14 protein-coding genes are annotated in these 17,470 nt (G+C 58.3%); 6 read left to right on the top strand and 8 right to left on the bottom strand.

The genetic code is table 11. From position 1 onward, the window contains the following. Positions 1-284: 284 nt before the first annotated feature. From ACEW8N_RS20300 to arfB, 4 genes are all read left to right on the top strand, one after another. On the top strand, positions 285-1,016 hold the full coding sequence (locus tag ACEW8N_RS20300) for a GntR family transcriptional regulator (RefSeq protein ID WP_373501690.1): 732 nt from the start codon (positions 285-287) through the stop codon (positions 1,014-1,016). Then, positions 1,009-2,235 (top strand): tryptophan synthase subunit beta, encoded by a 1,227-nt coding sequence (gene trpB / locus ACEW8N_RS20295; protein ID WP_373501689.1) that lies wholly within the window; start codon positions 1,009-1,011, stop codon positions 2,233-2,235. Before ACEW8N_RS20300 ends, trpB begins: the two co-directional genes overlap by 8 nt. Continuing rightward, entirely contained in the window at positions 2,228-2,989 is a 762-nt protein-coding gene (gene trpA, locus ACEW8N_RS20290) for a tryptophan synthase subunit alpha (protein ID WP_373501688.1), read from the top strand. The genes trpB and trpA overlap by 8 nt, the downstream gene beginning before the upstream one ends. A 124-nt stretch (positions 2,990-3,113) precedes the next feature. After that, entirely contained in the window at positions 3,114-3,575 is a 462-nt protein-coding gene (gene arfB / locus ACEW8N_RS20285; RefSeq protein ID WP_373501687.1) for an alternative ribosome rescue aminoacyl-tRNA hydrolase ArfB, read from the top strand. Here the strand turns inward: arfB and ACEW8N_RS20280 are convergent. Next, positions 3,572-3,958, bottom strand: coding sequence for a hypothetical protein (locus ACEW8N_RS20280; protein WP_373501686.1), 387 nt, complete (start codon positions 3,956-3,958; stop codon positions 3,572-3,574). The genes arfB and ACEW8N_RS20280 overlap by 4 nt on opposite strands. Positions 3,959-4,196: 238 nt before the next feature. Between ACEW8N_RS20280 and ACEW8N_RS20275 the strand changes: the two genes are divergently transcribed. Next, entirely contained in the window at positions 4,197-4,580 is a 384-nt protein-coding gene (locus ACEW8N_RS20275) for a hotdog domain-containing protein (RefSeq protein WP_373501685.1), read from the top strand. Between the two features lie 18 nt (positions 4,581-4,598). Here ACEW8N_RS20275 and typA read toward each other — a convergent pair whose 3' ends face one another. The 4 genes from typA to ACEW8N_RS20255 all read right to left on the bottom strand — a co-directional run bounded on the left by typA (position 4,599) and on the right by ACEW8N_RS20255 (position 10,566). Next, positions 4,599-6,428: a translational GTPase TypA gene (typA, locus tag ACEW8N_RS20270; protein WP_373501684.1), complete on the bottom strand. Its 1,830-nt coding sequence runs from the start codon at positions 6,426-6,428 to the stop codon at positions 4,599-4,601. A gap of 229 nt (positions 6,429-6,657) precedes the next feature. Beyond that, positions 6,658-7,632 carry an electron transfer flavoprotein subunit alpha/FixB family protein gene (locus ACEW8N_RS20265; protein ID WP_373501683.1) on the bottom strand — a complete coding sequence of 325 codons (975 nt, stop codon included), beginning with the start codon at positions 7,630-7,632 and terminating at the stop codon, positions 6,658-6,660. Next, positions 7,632-8,414, bottom strand: coding sequence for an electron transfer flavoprotein subunit beta (locus ACEW8N_RS20260; protein WP_373501682.1), 783 nt, complete (start codon positions 8,412-8,414; stop codon positions 7,632-7,634). Before ACEW8N_RS20260 ends, ACEW8N_RS20265 begins: the two co-directional genes overlap by 1 nt. A 79-nt stretch (positions 8,415-8,493) precedes the next feature. Continuing rightward, positions 8,494-10,566, bottom strand: coding sequence for a (Fe-S)-binding protein (locus tag ACEW8N_RS20255; RefSeq protein ID WP_373501681.1), 2,073 nt, complete (start codon positions 10,564-10,566; stop codon positions 8,494-8,496). Positions 10,567-11,181: 615 nt separating this feature from the next. Between ACEW8N_RS20255 and ACEW8N_RS20250 the strand changes: the two genes are divergently transcribed. After that, on the top strand, positions 11,182-12,873 hold the full coding sequence (locus ACEW8N_RS20250) for a long-chain fatty acid--CoA ligase (RefSeq protein ID WP_373501680.1): 1,692 nt from the start codon (positions 11,182-11,184) through the stop codon (positions 12,871-12,873). Positions 12,874-13,014: 141 nt separating this feature from the next. Here the strand turns inward: ACEW8N_RS20250 and ACEW8N_RS20245 are convergent, their stop codons facing one another. The 3 genes from ACEW8N_RS20245 to ACEW8N_RS20235 form a co-directional block, all read right to left on the bottom strand. After that, positions 13,015-14,829, bottom strand: coding sequence for an acyl-CoA dehydrogenase (locus tag ACEW8N_RS20245; protein ID WP_373501679.1), 1,815 nt, complete (start codon positions 14,827-14,829; stop codon positions 13,015-13,017). A 35-nt stretch (positions 14,830-14,864) separates the two neighbouring features. Further along, positions 14,865-15,530, bottom strand: coding sequence for a TetR/AcrR family transcriptional regulator (locus ACEW8N_RS20240; protein ID WP_373501678.1), 666 nt, complete (start codon positions 15,528-15,530; stop codon positions 14,865-14,867). A 468-nt stretch (positions 15,531-15,998) separates the two neighbouring features. Beyond that, positions 15,999-17,165, bottom strand: a complete 1,167-nt coding sequence (locus ACEW8N_RS20235) for an iron-containing alcohol dehydrogenase (protein ID WP_373501677.1) — start codon at positions 17,163-17,165, stop codon at positions 15,999-16,001. Positions 17,166-17,470 lie beyond the last annotated feature (305 nt).

The following is a 17,470-nucleotide window of genomic DNA, read 5'->3' as shown; positions in this document are numbered from 1 at the left end:
CTTGATGAAATGAGGCAGTGACCTTTTGGGATCCAGGATGGTGATCCATGGTACAGGGGTTTTGTGGAATGTAACCCGGCTTCAGGCGCTCGTTCTTAAAAGATCGATGCAGAGGGGTCTCCCGCGAGGTTTGGCGGACGGCCTTTCGGCCGGAATGTATGGGAATTTCGAAGATCTCCAGTCCCATTGGCGCCGCAGTGTATAATTTGTCTTGACAACTTTACCAATCTATGGGATTTTTCCACGCACAACGCGGGTGACACCAATGGGATCATGGGGGAAATATGTTAAACGATCGGGCTCCGATACCGCTCTATCATCAACTCGGAGATATTCTCCTTGCGAAAATCAAGGCCGGGGAATACCCGCCGGGGTCGCGCATCCCTTCGGAGCTGAAACTCGCCGCGGCATACCGTATCGGCCGTCCGACCGTCCGCCAGGCCATTGAGCTGCTGGTCCAGAAAGGCTTTCTTGTCAAAAGGCGCGGTGCCGGGACCTTTGTCATAGACCGCAAGCCGGAGATTGACCTTTTTTCCCTCGACGGAACGACCGCCTCTTTCCATAAAAAGGGATTGGCCACGACAACCCGGATGATCGAAGCGGTTCGCCTGGAGCGGATTGTCGGAAACCCGGAAAATCCCTTTGAGGGAAAGGACGCCTACTTTTTTTCCCGGCTGATCCAGGTCGAACAAACACCGGTGCTCATTGAGGATCTCTATCTTCATCCAACGCTCTTTTCGGGGATCGACCGCATCGACCTGATGAACGGCTCCCTGTCGGAGATCGCAGATGAGCGCTATTACATGCGGCCCGAAAGCGCCCGGCAGAGCTTCAGGATCGGGTATCTCGGCAGGGAGCGATCCGCCGTTCTCTCGATGGATCCGCATACGCCGGTGCTCATCGTCAACCGGTTCTTGAATTTTCCCCAGGCAGACAGCGCCGTCTATTCGGAGCTCTTCTGCCGGACCGACCGGTATGTCTTTTCCCAGACCCTAGGAGGAAATCGCAATGCATAATCGCGGATACTACCACCAGTTCGGAGGGGCCTTCCTCCCGGAAATCCTGGTGGCTACGTTTGACCAGCTCGAACAGACCTTCCGGGAGGCCAAGAACGACCCGGCCTTCTGGCCGGCATACGCGTCCCTGATGGCAAGCTATTCGTGCCGCCCCACGCCGCTGACTTACTGCGAGAACCTCACCCGGCATTTCGGCGGCGCGAAAATCTACATCAAGCGGGAGGACCTCAACCATACCGGCGCCCACAAAGCCAATAACGTCATGGGCCAGGGCCTGCTCGTCCGGCGAATGGGCAAGCGGCGCGTGATCGCCGAGACCGGGGCCGGGCAGCACGGCGTGGCCACGGCCACCATGGCGGCCAGGTTCGGTTTTGCGTGCACCATCTATATGGGGGAGGTTGACGTGGCGCGGCAGCGGCCCAACGTCTTCTGGATGGAGCGGCTGGGGGCCACGGTGCATGCGGTCACGGACGGCACCCGGATACTCAAGGACGCCATCAACGAAGCCTTCCGGGACTGGGTCTCCAACATGGACACGACCCATTACGTCCTGGGCACGGCCTGCGGCCCCCACCCATTTCCGGAGATGGTCACCTATTTCCAGTCGATCATCGGGAAGGAGGCCAGGCGGCAGATCCTGGACGTTGAAGGACGGCTTCCCAGTCGGATCTATGCCTGCGTCGGCGGCGGGTCCAATGCCATGGGGATATTCACCGGCTTCATGGATGACCCGGTGGAGCTTGTGGGCGTGGAGGCCGGCGGCCTGGGGCTCGATTCCGGGCGGCACGCTTCCAGGCTCTGCTCCCGGGACGCCAGCATCGGGGTGGCCCAGGGCTACCGGACCTATTTTCTCCAGAACGCCGACGGACAGATGCAGGAGACCCACAGCATTGCGGCCGGCCTGGACTATGTGGGGGTGTCTCCCATCCTGGCCGATCTGAAAGAGACCGGCCGGGTCCGGTTCGCGGCGGCGACGGACCGGGAGGTGGTCGAGGCCCTCTCCCTGGCCATCCGGAAGGAAGGGGTGATTCCGGCCCTGGAATCCGCCCATGCCTTTGTGCAGGCGTTCAAGGAGGCCCCGGAGCTGTCCCCCGAGGAGAGCATCATCATCAACCAGTCCGGCCGGGGCGACAAGGATATCTTCACGGTGGCCGACGCCTTCGACGATCCCGGGTGGAAGGCGTTCATCATCAGAAAGGCGGAGCAATACCATGCTTGAACAATACATCCGCGATCGGTTGAAAGAGAAGGATATCCTCCTGATGACCCATATCGTCATGGGATATCCGTCCTTCGATGCATCCCTCGATGTCGTGGAAACCATGGCGAAGGCAGGCGTCGATCTCATGGAACTCCAGATTCCTTTTTCGGAGCCCATCGCCGACGGTCCGGTGATCCTGGCCGCCAACCAGAAGTCTCTCGAAGGGGGGGCCACCGTCCGGCGATGCATGGATTTCGCCCGTGAGGCGGCCCGGCGCTTCGACATCCCGTTTCTGTTCATGAGCTATTACAACATTCTGCACCGCTATGGGGTGGCGCGATTCGCCGGGGCCATGGCGGAATCCCGGATGCGGGGGGCCATCGTCCCCGACCTGCCGCCGGAGGAGGGGGGGGAATACACGGCGGCCATGGCAGACCGGAATCTGGACCCCATCTACATCTATGCCCCCACCACGCCGCCGGATCGGATGGCCTATATTGACGGTTTTGCCAGGGGGTTCATCTACTGTGTGGCCCGAAAAGGGGTGACCGGCGCGGAAACCGACTTTTCGACGGACCTGGAGCGCTACCTCGCCCGGTGCCGTCAGGCCACCCGTCTGCCCCTGGCCGTCGGCTTCGGGGTGAAAAGCCGGGCGGACGTCGATTTTCTCAAGGGAAAAGCCGACATCGCCGTGGTGGGATCCCAGACCATCCGGCTGATGGACCGGGAGGGGACGGGGGCGGTGGACGGCTTCATCCGGAGCCTGAGATGACCCGGCGGCGGCGTGATATCAGCCGGTATCCGGTTGACATCACGGCAGGATGCGCTATCATGGGAAAAACAGTGAGCCGGCATCGGCTGAGAAACGCCGATACCACAGGAAAGGAGCCATCAAGATGATTGAAATTTGCGGCATCGCCATCGGCCCTGAAGAGATCCGTGAATCCTTCATGCGCTGCTCGGGGCCCGGCGGTCAGAACGTCAACAAGGTCAATTCGGGGGTCCAACTCCGGTTTAACGTCCTGGGCTGCGGATCCCTGCCGCAGGATGTCCGGGAGCGGCTTATCCGCATTGCCGGGAGCCGGATGAACAAGGAGGGGGAGATCGTGCTGACGGTCCAGAAGCACCGAAGCCAGACAGGCAACCGGCAGGAGGCCCTCTACCGGCTCGAGGAGATGATCGGAGAAGCCCTTAAGAAGCCGAACCCGAGGCGGCCCACCCGGATCCCCGGGGGCGCCAGGCAGCGGCGCCTGGACGACAAGCGGCACCGGAGCATGATCAAGCGGTTCCGAGGAGACGCCGCAGGCAGGACAGGGCCGGCGGATGTCGGCCCTGTCCTGCTTTGTACGGTTCACTAATCGCCAAGAAAGTTCAGATCTTTCCGGATCTCGTGAAATTCCTCCCGGGAAATCTGCTCCCACGGCCGCGATGGAAAGAACTGAACCAGGGAATTGATATCCGGAGAAAAAACCTTCCCTGATTTCAAGACCGGCTCCTTCAGACGATATTTGAATTCCCCCCCCAGATCGACCACCAAATCGATGGCGTCGTGTTCCTCGTGAAGGGTTACGATCGAAAACGGTTGGATCAACCCCTTGCCCATGACGCGCTTCCGGCCTCCCGGGCCGGTGGACACCTCGATATAGGCCTTTTCGATGCCGGCCGCCTTGTGGTCCGGCGTCATGAGAAACGCCTCCAGAACGATATACTCGCCATTTTCAAAAGGCACCCATTCGGTCATCTGATCTGTTTCCTCCCGTTATGGACATGGACTCGTTTCCTGAATCGTTCATGCCATCATCGCACGAAAATGGAAAGAGAAAACAACCGCCGCCCGACGGTTTTCATATCCGCGCCAAGGGATGCGGCTTGACGCTTCAATGGGACGCGTGGTATCGCCTTTCCATGCATATCATGGTTTTCCTCAGGGTGCCACGGTCATGCCGGCATTTGTCACGTCAATGAAATGGAGCGGCAAAATGGATATCATCACGCATCAGAAGATCAGCCGGAGGCTCTGCGGCACGCCGGTTGCGGTTGAAACAGGGATGAGCCGCGTGGAACTGTCGACCACCGAAGAGATGGCGGCCGACGATACCGGGCTCGTTCACGGCGGGTTCGTCTTCGGCCTTGCCGATTACGCGGCCATGATCGCCGTCAACCATCCCAATGTCGTGTTGGGCGGGGCCGACGTCAAGTTCCTGAAACCCGTCCGGGTCGGGGAGACGATCACCGCCCTTGCAACGGTGACCGAGGAAAAAGGAAAGAAGCGCCTGGTCCGCGTCACGGCGGCGGCAGGCGATGTCCGGGTGTTCGAGGGCGATCTGGCCTGCTTTGTCCTGGACCGGCACGTGCTGACCTGAGGGTTTGCCTGACTCCGGTCAGGCCTGGGCGCCCCGCATGTTGTGCCGCTTCTGGGCGGAGAGCACCGCTTTTCTCATTCGGATGGAAAGGGGGGTGACCTCCACGAGTTCGTCTTCACGGATGAAGTTGATGGCCTGCTCCAGGGTCATGGGTTTGATGGGCGTGAGAATGACATTGTCGTCCTTACCCGAGGCCCGCATGTTGGTGAGCTTTTTCTCTTTGCAGGGATTGACGTTGATGTCCTGAGCCCGGTTGTGCTCGCCGACGACCATGCCCTCGTATACGGGCTGGCCGGGTTCGATGAAGAGGCGCCCCCGGGGCTCCAGATTGAAGAGGGCGTAGGCCACGCCGGCTCCCGTCCGGTCGGCGACAATAGACCCCGTGAACCGGCTGGGGCATTCTCCGCGGAATTCCCCGTACCCGTCAAACAGAGAGTTCATGATGCCGGTGCCCCGGGTGTCGGTGAGAAACTCATCCCGGTATCCGATGAGGGTCCGGGTCGGGATGGAAAATTCCATCCGGATCCTGCCCTTGCCGTTGTTGACCATCTGGGTCATCTTCCCTTTTCGAAGGGAGAGCTTTTCCGTGACCACTCCGAGAAAACGCTCTTCACAGTCCACCAGAAGGCGCTCGACGGGCTCCATCTTGACGCCGTTTTCATGATGAAAAATGGCCTCCGGCCGCCCCACGCTGAATTCGTAGCCCTCCCGCCGCATGGTTTCGATGAGGATGGCCAGTTGAAACTCGCCGCGTCCCTTGACCACGATGCTGTCCCGGTCGCCCACCTCCTCCACCTGAACCGCGACGTTGCGGAGGGTCTCTTTCTGAAGGCGCTCGCGGATGCGGCTGGACTGGACGTATTTGCCTTCCTTTCCGCCGAAGGGGGAGTTGTTGATGGTGAACTTCATGGAAACCGTCGGCTCGTCCACCCGGATCCGCGGGAGGGTTACAGGCGTTTCACGGTTGCAGATGGTGTCGCCGATCTTGACATCCTCGATGCCCGCCAGAACGGCGATGTCCCCGGGCTGGATCTCTTCCACGTCCACCAGCTTGATCCCCTCGTAGACCTGGAGTTTGGAGATCTTCAGGGGCACGCTCCGGCCGTTTTCACCGACACAGACAAGGTTGTCCCGGGCGTGGGCGGTGCCGTTGAAGATCTTCCCGACGGCGAGCCGTCCCATATAGTCCGAATATCCCAGGTCTGAAACGAGCATCTGGAACGGGGCGCTGGGGTTGTGGGCCGGCCCGGGGATTTCCGCCAGGATGGTGTCGAGCAGGACATGGAGATTATCGGCATCCTCATCCAGCGATTTCTTGGCGATGCCTGCCCGGCCAATGGCGTACAGCAGGGGGAATTCGAGCTGATCTTCCGTGGCGCCCAGATCGATGAGCAGGTCGTAAATCTCGTCCAGGACCTCGTCGGGACGGGCATCCTGGCGGTCGATCTTGTTGATGATGACGACGATCTTGAGGTCGGCATCCAGGGCTTTTTTGAGGACGAAACGGGTCTGGGGCAGAGGCCCCTCCGATGCGTCGACAAGAAGGATGGCCCCGTCCGCCATGGACAAAGCCCGCTCCACCTCGCCGCCGAAATCGGCATGGCCGGGCGTGTCGATGATGTTAATGCGGGTATTTTTCCACAACACCGAACAGTTCTTGGCGGCGATGGTGATTCCCCGCTCCCGCTCCAGATCCATGGTGTCCATGACGCGTTCATCCACGGCCTGGTTGGCCCGGAACAGGCCGCTCTGGTGAAACATGGCGTCCACCAGCGTGGTTTTTCCATGGTCGACGTGGGCAATGATGGCGATATTTCTGAGTCGGTCGTTTCTAAGCATTTCTGACATGGGTACGGATCTCCGTGATGATTCATCCGGGTTTAGGCTGATATTGAAAGACTTCGGTCAAATTAACGCGCAACCCAAGAAAATCAAGAGACCGTTCCGGGTATTTTGGCTTTTTTTGACATGCCGGCAGTTGCCGCTTGTGAGACGGTCTTCAAACAAAGCGGCCCGTTTCCCCCGCCGGGGAACAGGCCGCTTCTGGAGACGGGTCCATCCTGTGTGGATGAATCCCTTACTTTGCGCCTTCGATCGCCTCGGTGAGTTCGGGCAGGAACTCCAGGATATTGGCAACGACCCCCACGTCGGCCACCTGGAAGATGGGGGCCTTGGGGTTCTTGTTGATGGCGATGATGAAGGGGGCGCCCTTGATGCCCCCCATGTGCTGGAAGGAGCCGCTGATGCCGCAGGCCAGGTAGACCTTGGGGCTGACGGTCTGGCCGGAGGTGCCGACCTGACGGGATTTTTCCAGCCATTTGGCGTCCACGATGGGGCGGGAGCAGGAGAGGTCGGCGCCCATGGCCTTGGCCAGGTCCTTGACGATCTCCAGGTTGTCCTGCTCCTCGATGCCGCGCCCTACGGACACGAGGATCTCCGATTTGGTGATGTCCACGTCGCCCACCTCGGCCGCGACGGTTTCCAGGTAGCGGCGGCCCACGGATAGGTCGCCCGCGTCGCCCGACTTGTCGGTGACCGTGCCGCCGGCAGCAGGGGTTTCATCGGGCTGGAAGGCCCCCGGACGGAGGGTGATGACGGCCCCGGAGGCGAGGTCGCAGGCCACGTGGGTGCTGACCATGCCGGAAAACTCCTGGCGGACGACCGTAAGGCTGTCGCCGTCCATGCCCGCAAAATCCAGGGCGTCGGCCACATAGGCCGCATCCAGCTTGATGGAGAGGCCCGGTGCCAGATCGAGCCCGAAATGCTCGTGGGGGACCAGGACCACGGCGCCCTTGGGAAGAATATGGACGAGGGCTTTTCTCACCACGTCGGCCACGGGGTAGGCCAGGGCCGCGTTGTCGATTTTCCAGACCGCTTTGTAGACGGCGGCTACCTCGCCCGCGACCTTGTCCAGGTCCGGGCCTGCGCCGACGACCACCGCGGTGACCTCCGCGTTCGCGTCCAGTCTGCGGGCCGCGGCCGCAAGCTCCAGGGCCGTGTCATCGGCCTTGCCGTTCTTGTGAAGAATATATGCAAACACCTGTCGGCTCATTACTTGATCCCTCCTTTGGCTTTCAAGAGTTCCATCATTTTCTCGATGATTTCTTCGGTGCTGCCTTCAAGCATCTCGGCGCCCTCGCCCATATCCGGCACGAAGTAGTCGAGGCGTTTCACCTTCGGGGCCACGGCGGCGGCGGCCAGGCCCAGGTCGCCTGCGCCCAGGGTCGGGATCTCCACCGAGGCGACCTTCCGGATGCCCCGGATGCCCACGTAGCGGGGTTCGTTGATCCCCGTCTGGATGGAGAGCACGCAGGGCAGGGCCATTTCGTTCATCTCCTGGTTGCCGCCGGCGATCTCGCGGCCGACCTTGATCTTCTTGTCGTCCGTGATCTCGATGACATTCACCAGGGACGCATAGGACACGTCCAGCATGGCGGCCAGCATGCCGCCGACCTGCCCGGCGCCGTCGTCGGCCTGGGCACCGGTCAGGATCAGGTCGTATTTTCCTTTTTCCACCGCGGCCTTCAGGATCGTGGCGATCCCGCGGCCGTCGGCCGATGCAAAGGCGTCGTCCGCCAGCAGGATGCCCTTGTCGGCCCCCATGGCCATCTCCCGCCGCAGGACCTCTTCGGATTCGTCGTCGCCGACGGTGATGACCGTCACCGTGCCGCCGACCCGGTCGCGGATCTGGATCGCCTCTTCCACGGCATAGTTGTCCCACTCGTTGACCGAGTAGACCAGGTCGTCCCGCTCGATGTCGGTGCCTTTGCTGTTGACTTGGATCTCGTTTTCAGAGGTATCGGGAACCCTCTTGACACACACCAGAATTTCCATATTTTCCTCCCGGATGGTTTTAGGTTAAATGCTCAATATTGAACAGAATGTTGATTTATTCACAGCCGCCCGTCACCGCTCAGGCCGCCCGGTGCCGGTCGATCAGCTCCACCAGGTCGATGGCCTCCATCTGGCCTTCCAGGCCGCTGGTCTTGATGGCGTCTTCCATGTTGACCATGCAGAACGGGCAGGCGGTGACGATGACGTTGGCGCCGGCCGCCTTGGCCATCTCGACCCGGAGCTGACCCATCCGCTGCTCCTCGACGGGTTCATAGAAGAGCATGAGCCCCCCGCCGCCGCAGCAGAAGGAGCGGTCCCGGGATTTTTCCATCTCGACCCGGTTCATGCCGGGGATGGCGTCGAGGACATCCCGGGGGATGTCGTACAGGTTGTTGTGGCGGCCCAGGTAGCAGGGGTCGTGGTAGGTGTAGACCTTGCCGGCGTCCCCGTTGCCGTTGAGGCGGACCTTGCCCGATCGGACCGCCTCGGCGATCAGCTCGCTGATGTGGAAGACCGGCGGCAGGCCCTTGTAGTCTTTTTTCAGGGCGTTGTAGGCATGGGGGTCCGTGGTGACGATGCGCTTCGCCCCGGAGGCCAGGATTGCCTCGGTGTTCTCGTTCTTGAGGTTCTGGAAGAGCATCTCCTCCCCGAAGCGCCGGGCTTCGTGGCCCGAGTCCTTCTCGAGCTTGCCCAGCACGCCGAAGTCGATCCCGGCTGAATTCAGCAGGCGGGCGGCCGACTGGGTGATCTGGATGATCCGGTCATCGTAGGAGGAGATGCTGTCCACGAAGAAGAGGGTCTCGGCGGTCTCCCCATTCTCTAAAAGCTTCACCGGGCAGCAGGCCTTGAACTCCTTGTCCTTGACGGCCCATTCGGCCCGCTTCTTCTCCATCTTGCCCCAGGGGTTGCCGCGTTTTTCAAGGGCGCTCAGGGGCTTCTGCAGGGACTGGGGCACGTTGCCTGCATCGACCATGCCCCGCCGCAGGTCGACCATCTTGTCGATGTATTCGATCATGATCGGGCACTCCTCCTCGCAGGCGCCGCAGGTGGTGCAGGACCAGATCTCGTCCGCCTCGTAGATGCCGCCGATGAGGGGTTCGCTCTCCTTGAGCCGGCCATTCAGGGGGTAGTGGGAGAAGGCGTAGTCCCTTGCCTTGATGCTGATGAACCGCGGGGAGAGGGGACGGCCCACGGCGTTGGCCGGGCACTGATCCGAACATCGGCCGCAGTCGGCGCAGGAGTAAAAGTCGAGCATGTGCTTCCAGGTGAAGTCCTCGAAGGTCTTGACCCCGAAGGATTCCAACTCGTCGAGCTTGTCGTCTGAAACGCCCCATTTCACCGGTTTGACCGTCCCCTTATCGAGCTTCATGAAGAAGACGTTGAAGATCGACGTGATGACATGGAAATGCTTGCCCATGGGCAGGAAGCAGAGGAACGAGAAAAAGATGAGGTCGTGGATGTAGTAGGCGGCCACATGGGCCGCCTGGAGCGCCCCGACGGGCAGGGCCGTCAGGGTGACCTTGAAGAGCCATGCCATGGTCAGGGGGGCGATGAACTCGGCGGCCATGCCCTTTTGAACGGCTGCGGCGGCAAGGGTTCCCTCGAACAGACTCTCGGTGATGATCAGGCCGCAGATCATCCCCAGGACGAAAAGAGCTTCCGCGGTGTGGGGCTTGCCGTAGCGTTCGGGCACGTCATAGCGCTTGGGTTTGACGACAACCCTCCGGTAGGCGGCCATCAGCGCCGCAACAAAGACGATGGTTGCGGCGTAATCCTTGACGAAATTGTAAACGTGGCCCGGGGCGCCGCCCAGGCCGGGAAAGACGAAGCCGTCGTGGATGCCGATGATGACGAGGGAGGAAGACCGGATGGAGAGGATGAGGAATCCGGCGAAGAGCATGATGTGGATCACGCCCGCCAGCAGGTATCTCGGCTGTTTCCACTGCCCCAGCCAGAGTTTGGCGACGGCCACGAGCCGCTCCGGAATCCGGTCGAAGCGGAAATCAGGGGTTGAAAAGACAAGGGGGGCGACCCGTTTCGCCATGATGTAAGCGAACAGCGCCACCCCGGCAACGGGAATCAGCACGGAAAAAATTACCGTCGGGATGCCCAGAACCGAGAAATGGGCCGGGGATATCAACGCAGGTTCCATTTTTTGCTTTCATTCTCCTTTCAATGATAATATATAGTTGGGATTCGACTGAATGAATATTCATTCATTTTGTATCAAACCCGTTTTCGGCCTGTCAAGACAAAAAGAATCGGTACTGCCGGGTGCTGAATATCGCCGTCGGATAATGACACTGATCAGGCAGCCCGAGAATGACAGGAAAGGGACGCGACTTTTCCGGGCGAAACCGCCGCCAATGTTTCAAGGATCTGTCCGGGTGCCATTCGGAAAAACAGGCGGCTGTTATTATCTGATGAATATTCATTCAGTATGATCGATTGGCGTCTCTTTTTGGTAGTCATCCAAGTGGCAGATCGATTAAGAACAATATCAAAAAAATAATATCAAAATGTAACGGCGCGGTTAATAAAATCGTTTTCCTGTATTTATTTTCAATCCCAAGGCATTGCAAGAGACGTCGGCCTCCTGTATTTGAACGAGCGCTCGGTCATGCGCTATCATATCGAAAATCCTATGTCAAGCATTTTGGATGAGGTATATGGAAAAAATGTGGTATAGAAAAATGGATTGCATCTGGAAGGGCAAGACTATGACGAACGGAGTGCAGCACCAGAAAAAAGAGGGGAGGTACTATAAATGACCAAGGATATCCACTGTCAGGAAGCTGTCTGGCAGCGAAGCTACGAGCCTGGCATCCAAAAAAATCTGACCTATGAAAGAACGCTCTTGCCGGGATTTCTTGAAAGATCCGCCGCGGAATTCCCAGACAAGGTCGCAGCCATTTTTGAGGGATATGAGATAAGTTACCGTAAAATGAACGACATGGTGAATTGCTTCGCCGCCTGTTTGAATGACATGGATATCCGGAAAGGGGACAGTGTCGCCATATTGCTTCCGAATGTTATTCCCTGCGTGATCAGTTACTACGCCATCATGAAAATCGGGGCGATCGCGGTCATGAACAACCCCCTTTATTCGGATCGCGAACTGGAGCACCAGTTCAGGGATTCCGGCGCCAAGCTGCTGATTACCCTTGACCTGCTGGGGAACCGGATGATCGACCTCAGATCCCGGACCCGCATCCGGCAGATTGTGATCACCTCCATCGGGGATTATCTTCCTTTTCCCAAGAACCTGCTCTTTCCCCTGGTCGCCAAGAAGAAAAAGCTGGCGGCCGATGTCAAGCCTGCACCCGATGTTTACCGGTGGAAAAAACTCCTCGCCAGATATGCCCCGATACCCCCGAAAGCCGGCATCGATTTCGAAGACACGGCCATGTATCAGTATACCGGCGGAACGACCGGTGTTTCAAAAGGGGTTATTTTGACCCATGCCAACCTGAGCTGCCAGGTCCAGCAGATCGCGGCGTGGTTTCCCGATTTCCAGAAGGGGAGGGAGATCATGCTGGGCGCCCTGCCGTTTTTCCATGTGTTCGGTCTGTCCACCGCCATGAATTTTGCCATCTACATGGGCTGGACCGACATCCTGGTGCCCAAACCCCAGCCTGATCCGCTCATGAAGGCGATCACCCGTTTCAAGCCATCCTTCGTTCCTCTGGTGCCCACCATGTACATCGGGCTTCTCAACCATCCCGACATCGATCACATGGATCTGACCTCCATCAAGGGCTGCTTTTCCGGCAGTGCCCCCCTGCCGCTGGAGGTCATCCGGGCATTTGAGGAAAAGACCGGGGCCGTGATCGTCGAGGGATACGGCCTCACGGAGACGACCCCCGTCACCCATATCAATCCGTTCAACAAGGATAAGCGCAAGGTCGGGAGCGTCGGGCTGCCGATTTCCGATACCCAGTGCCGGATCGTCGATCTCGATACGGGCGAGGCCGATGTCCCCTCCGGGGAATCGGGAGAGCTGCTCATCAAGGGCCCCCAGGTCATGAAGGGATACTGGAACATGCCCGAGGAGACCGCGGCGGTCCTTACGGCGGAGGGATGGCTCCATACCGGGGATATCGCCACCATGGACGACGACGGCTATTTTTTCATCGTGGACCGGAAAAAGGACTTGATTATCTCCGGCGGATTCAATGTTTACCCCCGCGATATCGACGAGGTGTTCTATCAGCACCCCAAAATCCAGGAGGCCTGCAGCTTGGGGATCCCCCACGAAACCCGCGGAGAGGCGGTCAAGGTGTTTGTGGTCCTGAAAGAAGGAGAGTCGGCCACGGAAGCGGAACTCCTGGACTATTGCCGGGACAAGCTGGCCAAATACAAATGGCCCGTGGAAATTGAATTCCGGGAGAGTCTGCCCAAAACCAACGTCGGGAAAATATTGAGAAAGGATCTGCGGACGGAGGTCAAGGGGGAGTAACCCCGGGATGGGGTTCACGGGCGGTACCTCTTTTTGACGGAAACTGGGGTTGATAACAAAAACGGGGCAGCTTTTGAAGCCGCCCCGTTTTGATTCTTGAATCCTGCTGAAATCCGATCGGGCCTCCCGGGGGATCTCTTTCTATCTGCCTCCGAAGGCCTCTTCGGAGATCTCCACGACCGCCCCGTTGTTGGCCAGGATTGCGGTCATTTTGCCCAGGGTGATGGGCAGAACGGTTTTGATGAAATACTCCGCGCTTTTGATTTGACCTTCATAGAACGCCTTGTCTTTTTTTGCCGCGCCGTCGATCTTCCGGCCGGCGATGGCTGCGCGCCAGAGAAGCATCCAGGCCACGGCCACGTCGCCGGTGACCTCCAGGAAGGGGTGGGCGAAGGCGAAGGCATTCAAGACCTTGGGGGACATGGCCGTCATCCCCATGTGCATGCCGACCTCGCCCAGTTTCTTCACGGCCGTCTTGAAATCGGCGGCGAAATCCTCCAGTGCGGGGACCTCCTTGGCTGCGGCAATGGTTTTGTTCATCTCGGCCAGGAGGTCCATCACCGGTTTCCCCTGGTTCATGCCCAGCTTTCTTCCCAGGAGGTCCATGGCCTGGATGCCGTTGGTGCCCTCATAGATCTGGGTGATCCGGCAGTCGCGGAGCAGCTGTTCCTGGGGGTAATCGCTGATGAACCCGTAGCCTCCGTATACCTGGATGCCTTCGCTGCAGACCTCAAAGGCGCGGTCGGTCACATAGCCCTTGACGATGGGCGTCAGCAGTTCGATCATGCCCTGTAATTTGGCGATTTCCGCCGGATCGTCCGAGAGGTGCTTCCGGTCGTCCAGGTATCCATGGTAATAGAGCAGACTTCTCATGCCTTCCACCAGGGATTTCATCTTCAGCAGCATGCGCCGGACATCGGGGTGCTGGATGATGGGCACCGCCGGGGCATCGTCTTTCATCATCTGAAGCAGGTGTTTCCCCTGAACCCGCTCCCGGGCATAATTGACCGCATTCATATAGGATGCGGAGGCGCAGCAGAATCCTTGCATCCCCACCAGGGCACGGGCCTCGTTCATCATCAGGAACATGGCCTTCATGCCCTTGTTCTCTTCCCCGAGAAGCGTCCCAACGCAACTCCCCTTGCCGCCCAGGGTCATGGAGCAGGTGGCGTTGCCGTGGATGCCCATCTTGTGCTCGATGCCGGTGCAGACCACGTCGTTGAATTCGCCCGGGCTGCCGTCCGGGTTCACCCGATATTTCGGGACCAGAAAGAGGGAGATGCCGCGGGTGCCCTCGGGCGCCCCCTCGATTCGGGCCAGAACCGGGTGGATGATGTTCTCCGTCAGGTCGTGTTCGCCCGCGGAGATGAAGATCTTGTTGCCGGTGATGGAATAAGTGCCGTCTCCGTTTTTGACCGCCGTCGTCTTCAATGCCCCGACATCGGAGCCGGCATCGGGTTCGGTCAGCAGCATGGTCCCGGTCCATTCTCCGGAATACATTTTTTTGAGAAAGATGCGTTTCTGTTCGGCGGTCCCGAAAACCTCCACCAGCTTCGCGGCGCCGTGAGTCAAGCCGGGATACATGACAAAGGCGTAATTGGCGCCGTTGAAGAAATCACTGGCCGCCAGGGTGACGGTCCGGGGCATGCCCTGGCCGCCCCATGCAGGATCCTCGTTCATGGCCAGCCATTCGCCCTCGCAGAACAGCTTGTAGACCCGGTGGAATTCTTCCGGAACGGTGACCTTCCCGCCGTCGAAGGTGCATCCTTTTTCATCGCCGATTTTCTGGGTCGGCAGAATCTCCTTGACCGCCAGATTCCGGGCCTCGTTGATCACCAGGTCCACTGTTTTTTTGGTAAACTCGGCAAATTTTTCGGTCTTGCTGAATTTTCCCACCTCGAACTGTTCATGAAGAACAAAATCCACATCCCTTCGGTCTGCGATTACCTGTGCCATTTTTTTTGTACTCCTTGATTATGAGTAATTTTGAGTCACGCATGGTTTTGTGATGCCGTATCCGTCGTGCCGATGCCTTGAATGAACAGGTCAATCAGGGGGTCGGCCATGGAGGCGAGATCATATTCTTTCCTGGAACGAAGCCAATTGCTGATCGCCGATTCCACGGCGCCGAGTATGAACCGTTTGACCAGTCCCACGTAGATGTCTTTTCTCATGGACCCTTCCTGCTGCCCGAGCTCCAGGATTTCCGAGACCATTTCAAGATACATCTTGGACATTTCCCGGATATTGTCCTCGACGAGATCATTTTTATGGTGGGCGAACGACTGGTATACGATGGCCATATCGCGATCCCGCTGGAACTCCGTCAGGTGACGGTGAACGAGATTGCGCAGCTTGGCGACGGCGGTGTCGGCCTTTTTGACCTCTTCCCGAAAGCCGCTGAAGACCTGTCTCGTCTTGTACTGAAAGAACTGAACCAGGATGTCGTCTTTGTTTTTGAAGTAAAGGTAGATCGTCCCGTCGGCGACGCCGGCCTCCCTGGCAATCTGAGAAATGGTCGACTGATGAAATCCTTTTTCGGCGAATACTTTGACGGCTGCTTCAAGGATGCGATGGTATTTATCCCCCGTTTTTGCCTTGATGTTGATAGGATACCTCCTTGAAAACATGATGGTTGAATATGAATGAATGTTCATTCATTATCAGAGCGTTGGAATCCTTGTCAAGAGGATTCAGTGTGGACGGGTTTAAAACAATCTATAATGAAAAAAATTTAAAATATATCCAATGTTTTGACTGAATTGACGCGCAAGGTTTCAGATCCGGCGGGTCCGTGCGATAAAGAATGAGATTCCATTCATTCTTGAGTCGAGGACGGGCATTGGCGCCGGAAGGATGCCTGGAGACCGATCCTGACGGTCAGGCCCGGTGGGATGTGAGGCTTCCTCGTGATGGGGCCGGCAGGAGACGCGGGGGGCCTGTATTCTTTGCCAGACCGCCGAGGGGTGATGTTGAGGGATATGACGGCAAGGCTTTGCCTGCGACACGATCGATCTGACAAAAGGCTTCAAAAACGAAAACCCCGCACCGGGAAAGCCGGCGCGGGGTTTGTTGGATCATCGGCTCAAATGCGACGTGTCGTATTGACCGATCGGGAATCGGGATCAGAGCGCGTTCTTGTAGATCTGGATCACGTCATCCAGGGTCGGACATCTGGGGTTGGTCAGCCCGCAGGCATCCTTCTGGGCATTTTCAGCCATGATCTTGAGATCCTTTTCCTTGACGCCCAGTTCGGTCAGGCCGCCGGGGATGCCGACGTCCTTGGAGAGGGTCTTGATCGACTCCAGGGCCACGTCCGCCGCCGCGCGTTTGGACAGGCCTTTAATGTTTTCACCCATGGCAGTGGCGATATCACCAAAGCGTTCCATTTTGGCGATCAGGTTGAATTTCGATACATGGGGCAAAAGAATGGCATTGCAGACCCCGTGGGGAAGATCATAGAAACCGCCCAGCTGGTGGGCCATGGCATGAACATGTCCGAGGCTGGCGTTGTTGAAGGCCATGCCCGCAAGGTATTCCGCATAAGCCATCTGGTCTCTGGCGGCCATGTCGGCACCGTTGGCGACCGCCGCCCGGAGGTTGGTGGCGACCAAGCTGATGGCCTTGAGCGCGCAGGCATCGGTGACCGGGGTGGCGGCGGTGGAAACGTACGCCTCGACAGCGTGGGTCAGCGCATCCATGCCCGTTGCTGCGGTCAGCCCCGGAGGCATGCCGGCCATCAGGAGCGGGTCGTTGATGGCGACGGTCGGGGTCACGCGCCAGTCGACGATGGCCATTTTGACCTTCCGGGACAGGTCCGTGATGATGCAGAACCGGGTCATTTCACTGGCGGTTCCGGCGGTGGTGTTGACGGCGATGAACGGCGGCATGTTCTTGGTGGATTTGTTGACGCCTTCGTAGTCGTGGATTTTCCCGCCGTTGGTGGCCAGGATGCCGACGCCCTTGCCGCAGTCGTGGGGGCTTCCGCCGCCCAGGGAGATGATGGAGTCACATCCGTTTTTTTTGTAGGCTTCCAGGCCGTCATGGACGTTTTTGTCCGTGGGATTCGGAATGGTTTCATCGAAAACCGGGCACGTCACGCCGAGATCCTCTTTGATCATCTTGACGATTTTTTCGGTGATTCCCGCTCCGGTGATGCCCTTGTCGGTGACGATCAAAGGCTTTTTGGCGCCCAGAGTCTTAATCTGGCTGCCGATCTCTTTGTGAGCGCCGATACCCATCAATGTTACGGTCGGAATGAAGAAACCAAATACCTGTTCTTGAACTGCCATGGGATTACCCTCCTTGTGATGAATTTAATTCAGGGATTGAGCGAAAATCCGAAATTTTTCTCCGCCCTGTGAAATATTGACTTCTAAAACTGATACAACTACTCAGCAAGAAAAAGGCCATCCATGTTATTTGAGGAATAAACATTTTCAGTAAACAGCCTAAAAGATTAAAATCATTAGTTTTAAAATTTTGTTATCGAGGGTTCATCCTTAGGTCCACCGGCCATGGGCCTGTCCGTAGCATTGTATCAATATGACCCATATTCCAAGGGTAATGCGGTCAATAAGAAACAAGTGATGGTTGA

Source organism: Desulfococcus sp. (genome assembly GCF_041737845.1).
Lineage (GTDB): Bacteria > Desulfobacterota > Desulfobacteria > Desulfobacterales > Desulfococcaceae > Desulfococcus.
This window is presented reverse-complemented; position numbering and strand designations above follow the sequence as displayed.

Bases quoted from the DNA above. Each gene is read 5' to 3' on its own strand.
- ACEW8N_RS20300 (WP_373501690.1), top strand. From the start codon at position 285: ATGTTAAACGATCGGGCTCCGATACCGCTCTATCATCAACTCGGAGAT.
- trpB (WP_373501689.1), top strand. From the start codon at position 1,009: ATGCATAATCGCGGATACTACCACCAGTTCGGAGGGGCCTTCCTCCCG.
- trpA (WP_373501688.1), top strand. From the start codon at position 2,228: ATGCTTGAACAATACATCCGCGATCGGTTGAAAGAGAAGGATATCCTC.
- arfB (WP_373501687.1), top strand. From the start codon at position 3,114: ATGATTGAAATTTGCGGCATCGCCATCGGCCCTGAAGAGATCCGTGAA.
- ACEW8N_RS20280 (WP_373501686.1), bottom strand. From the start codon at position 3,958: ATGACCGAATGGGTGCCTTTTGAAAATGGCGAGTATATCGTTCTGGAG.
- ACEW8N_RS20275 (WP_373501685.1), top strand. From the start codon at position 4,197: ATGGATATCATCACGCATCAGAAGATCAGCCGGAGGCTCTGCGGCACG.
- typA (WP_373501684.1), bottom strand. From the start codon at position 6,428: ATGTCAGAAATGCTTAGAAACGACCGACTCAGAAATATCGCCATCATT.
- ACEW8N_RS20265 (WP_373501683.1), bottom strand. From the start codon at position 7,632: ATGAGCCGACAGGTGTTTGCATATATTCTTCACAAGAACGGCAAGGCC.
- ACEW8N_RS20260 (WP_373501682.1), bottom strand. From the start codon at position 8,414: ATGGAAATTCTGGTGTGTGTCAAGAGGGTTCCCGATACCTCTGAAAAC.
- ACEW8N_RS20255 (WP_373501681.1), bottom strand. From the start codon at position 10,566: ATGGAACCTGCGTTGATATCCCCGGCCCATTTCTCGGTTCTGGGCATC.
- ACEW8N_RS20250 (WP_373501680.1), top strand. From the start codon at position 11,182: ATGACCAAGGATATCCACTGTCAGGAAGCTGTCTGGCAGCGAAGCTAC.
- ACEW8N_RS20245 (WP_373501679.1), bottom strand. From the start codon at position 14,829: ATGGCACAGGTAATCGCAGACCGAAGGGATGTGGATTTTGTTCTTCAT.
- ACEW8N_RS20240 (WP_373501678.1), bottom strand. From the start codon at position 15,530: ATGAACATTCATTCATATTCAACCATCATGTTTTCAAGGAGGTATCCT.
- ACEW8N_RS20235 (WP_373501677.1), bottom strand. From the start codon at position 17,165: ATGGCAGTTCAAGAACAGGTATTTGGTTTCTTCATTCCGACCGTAACA.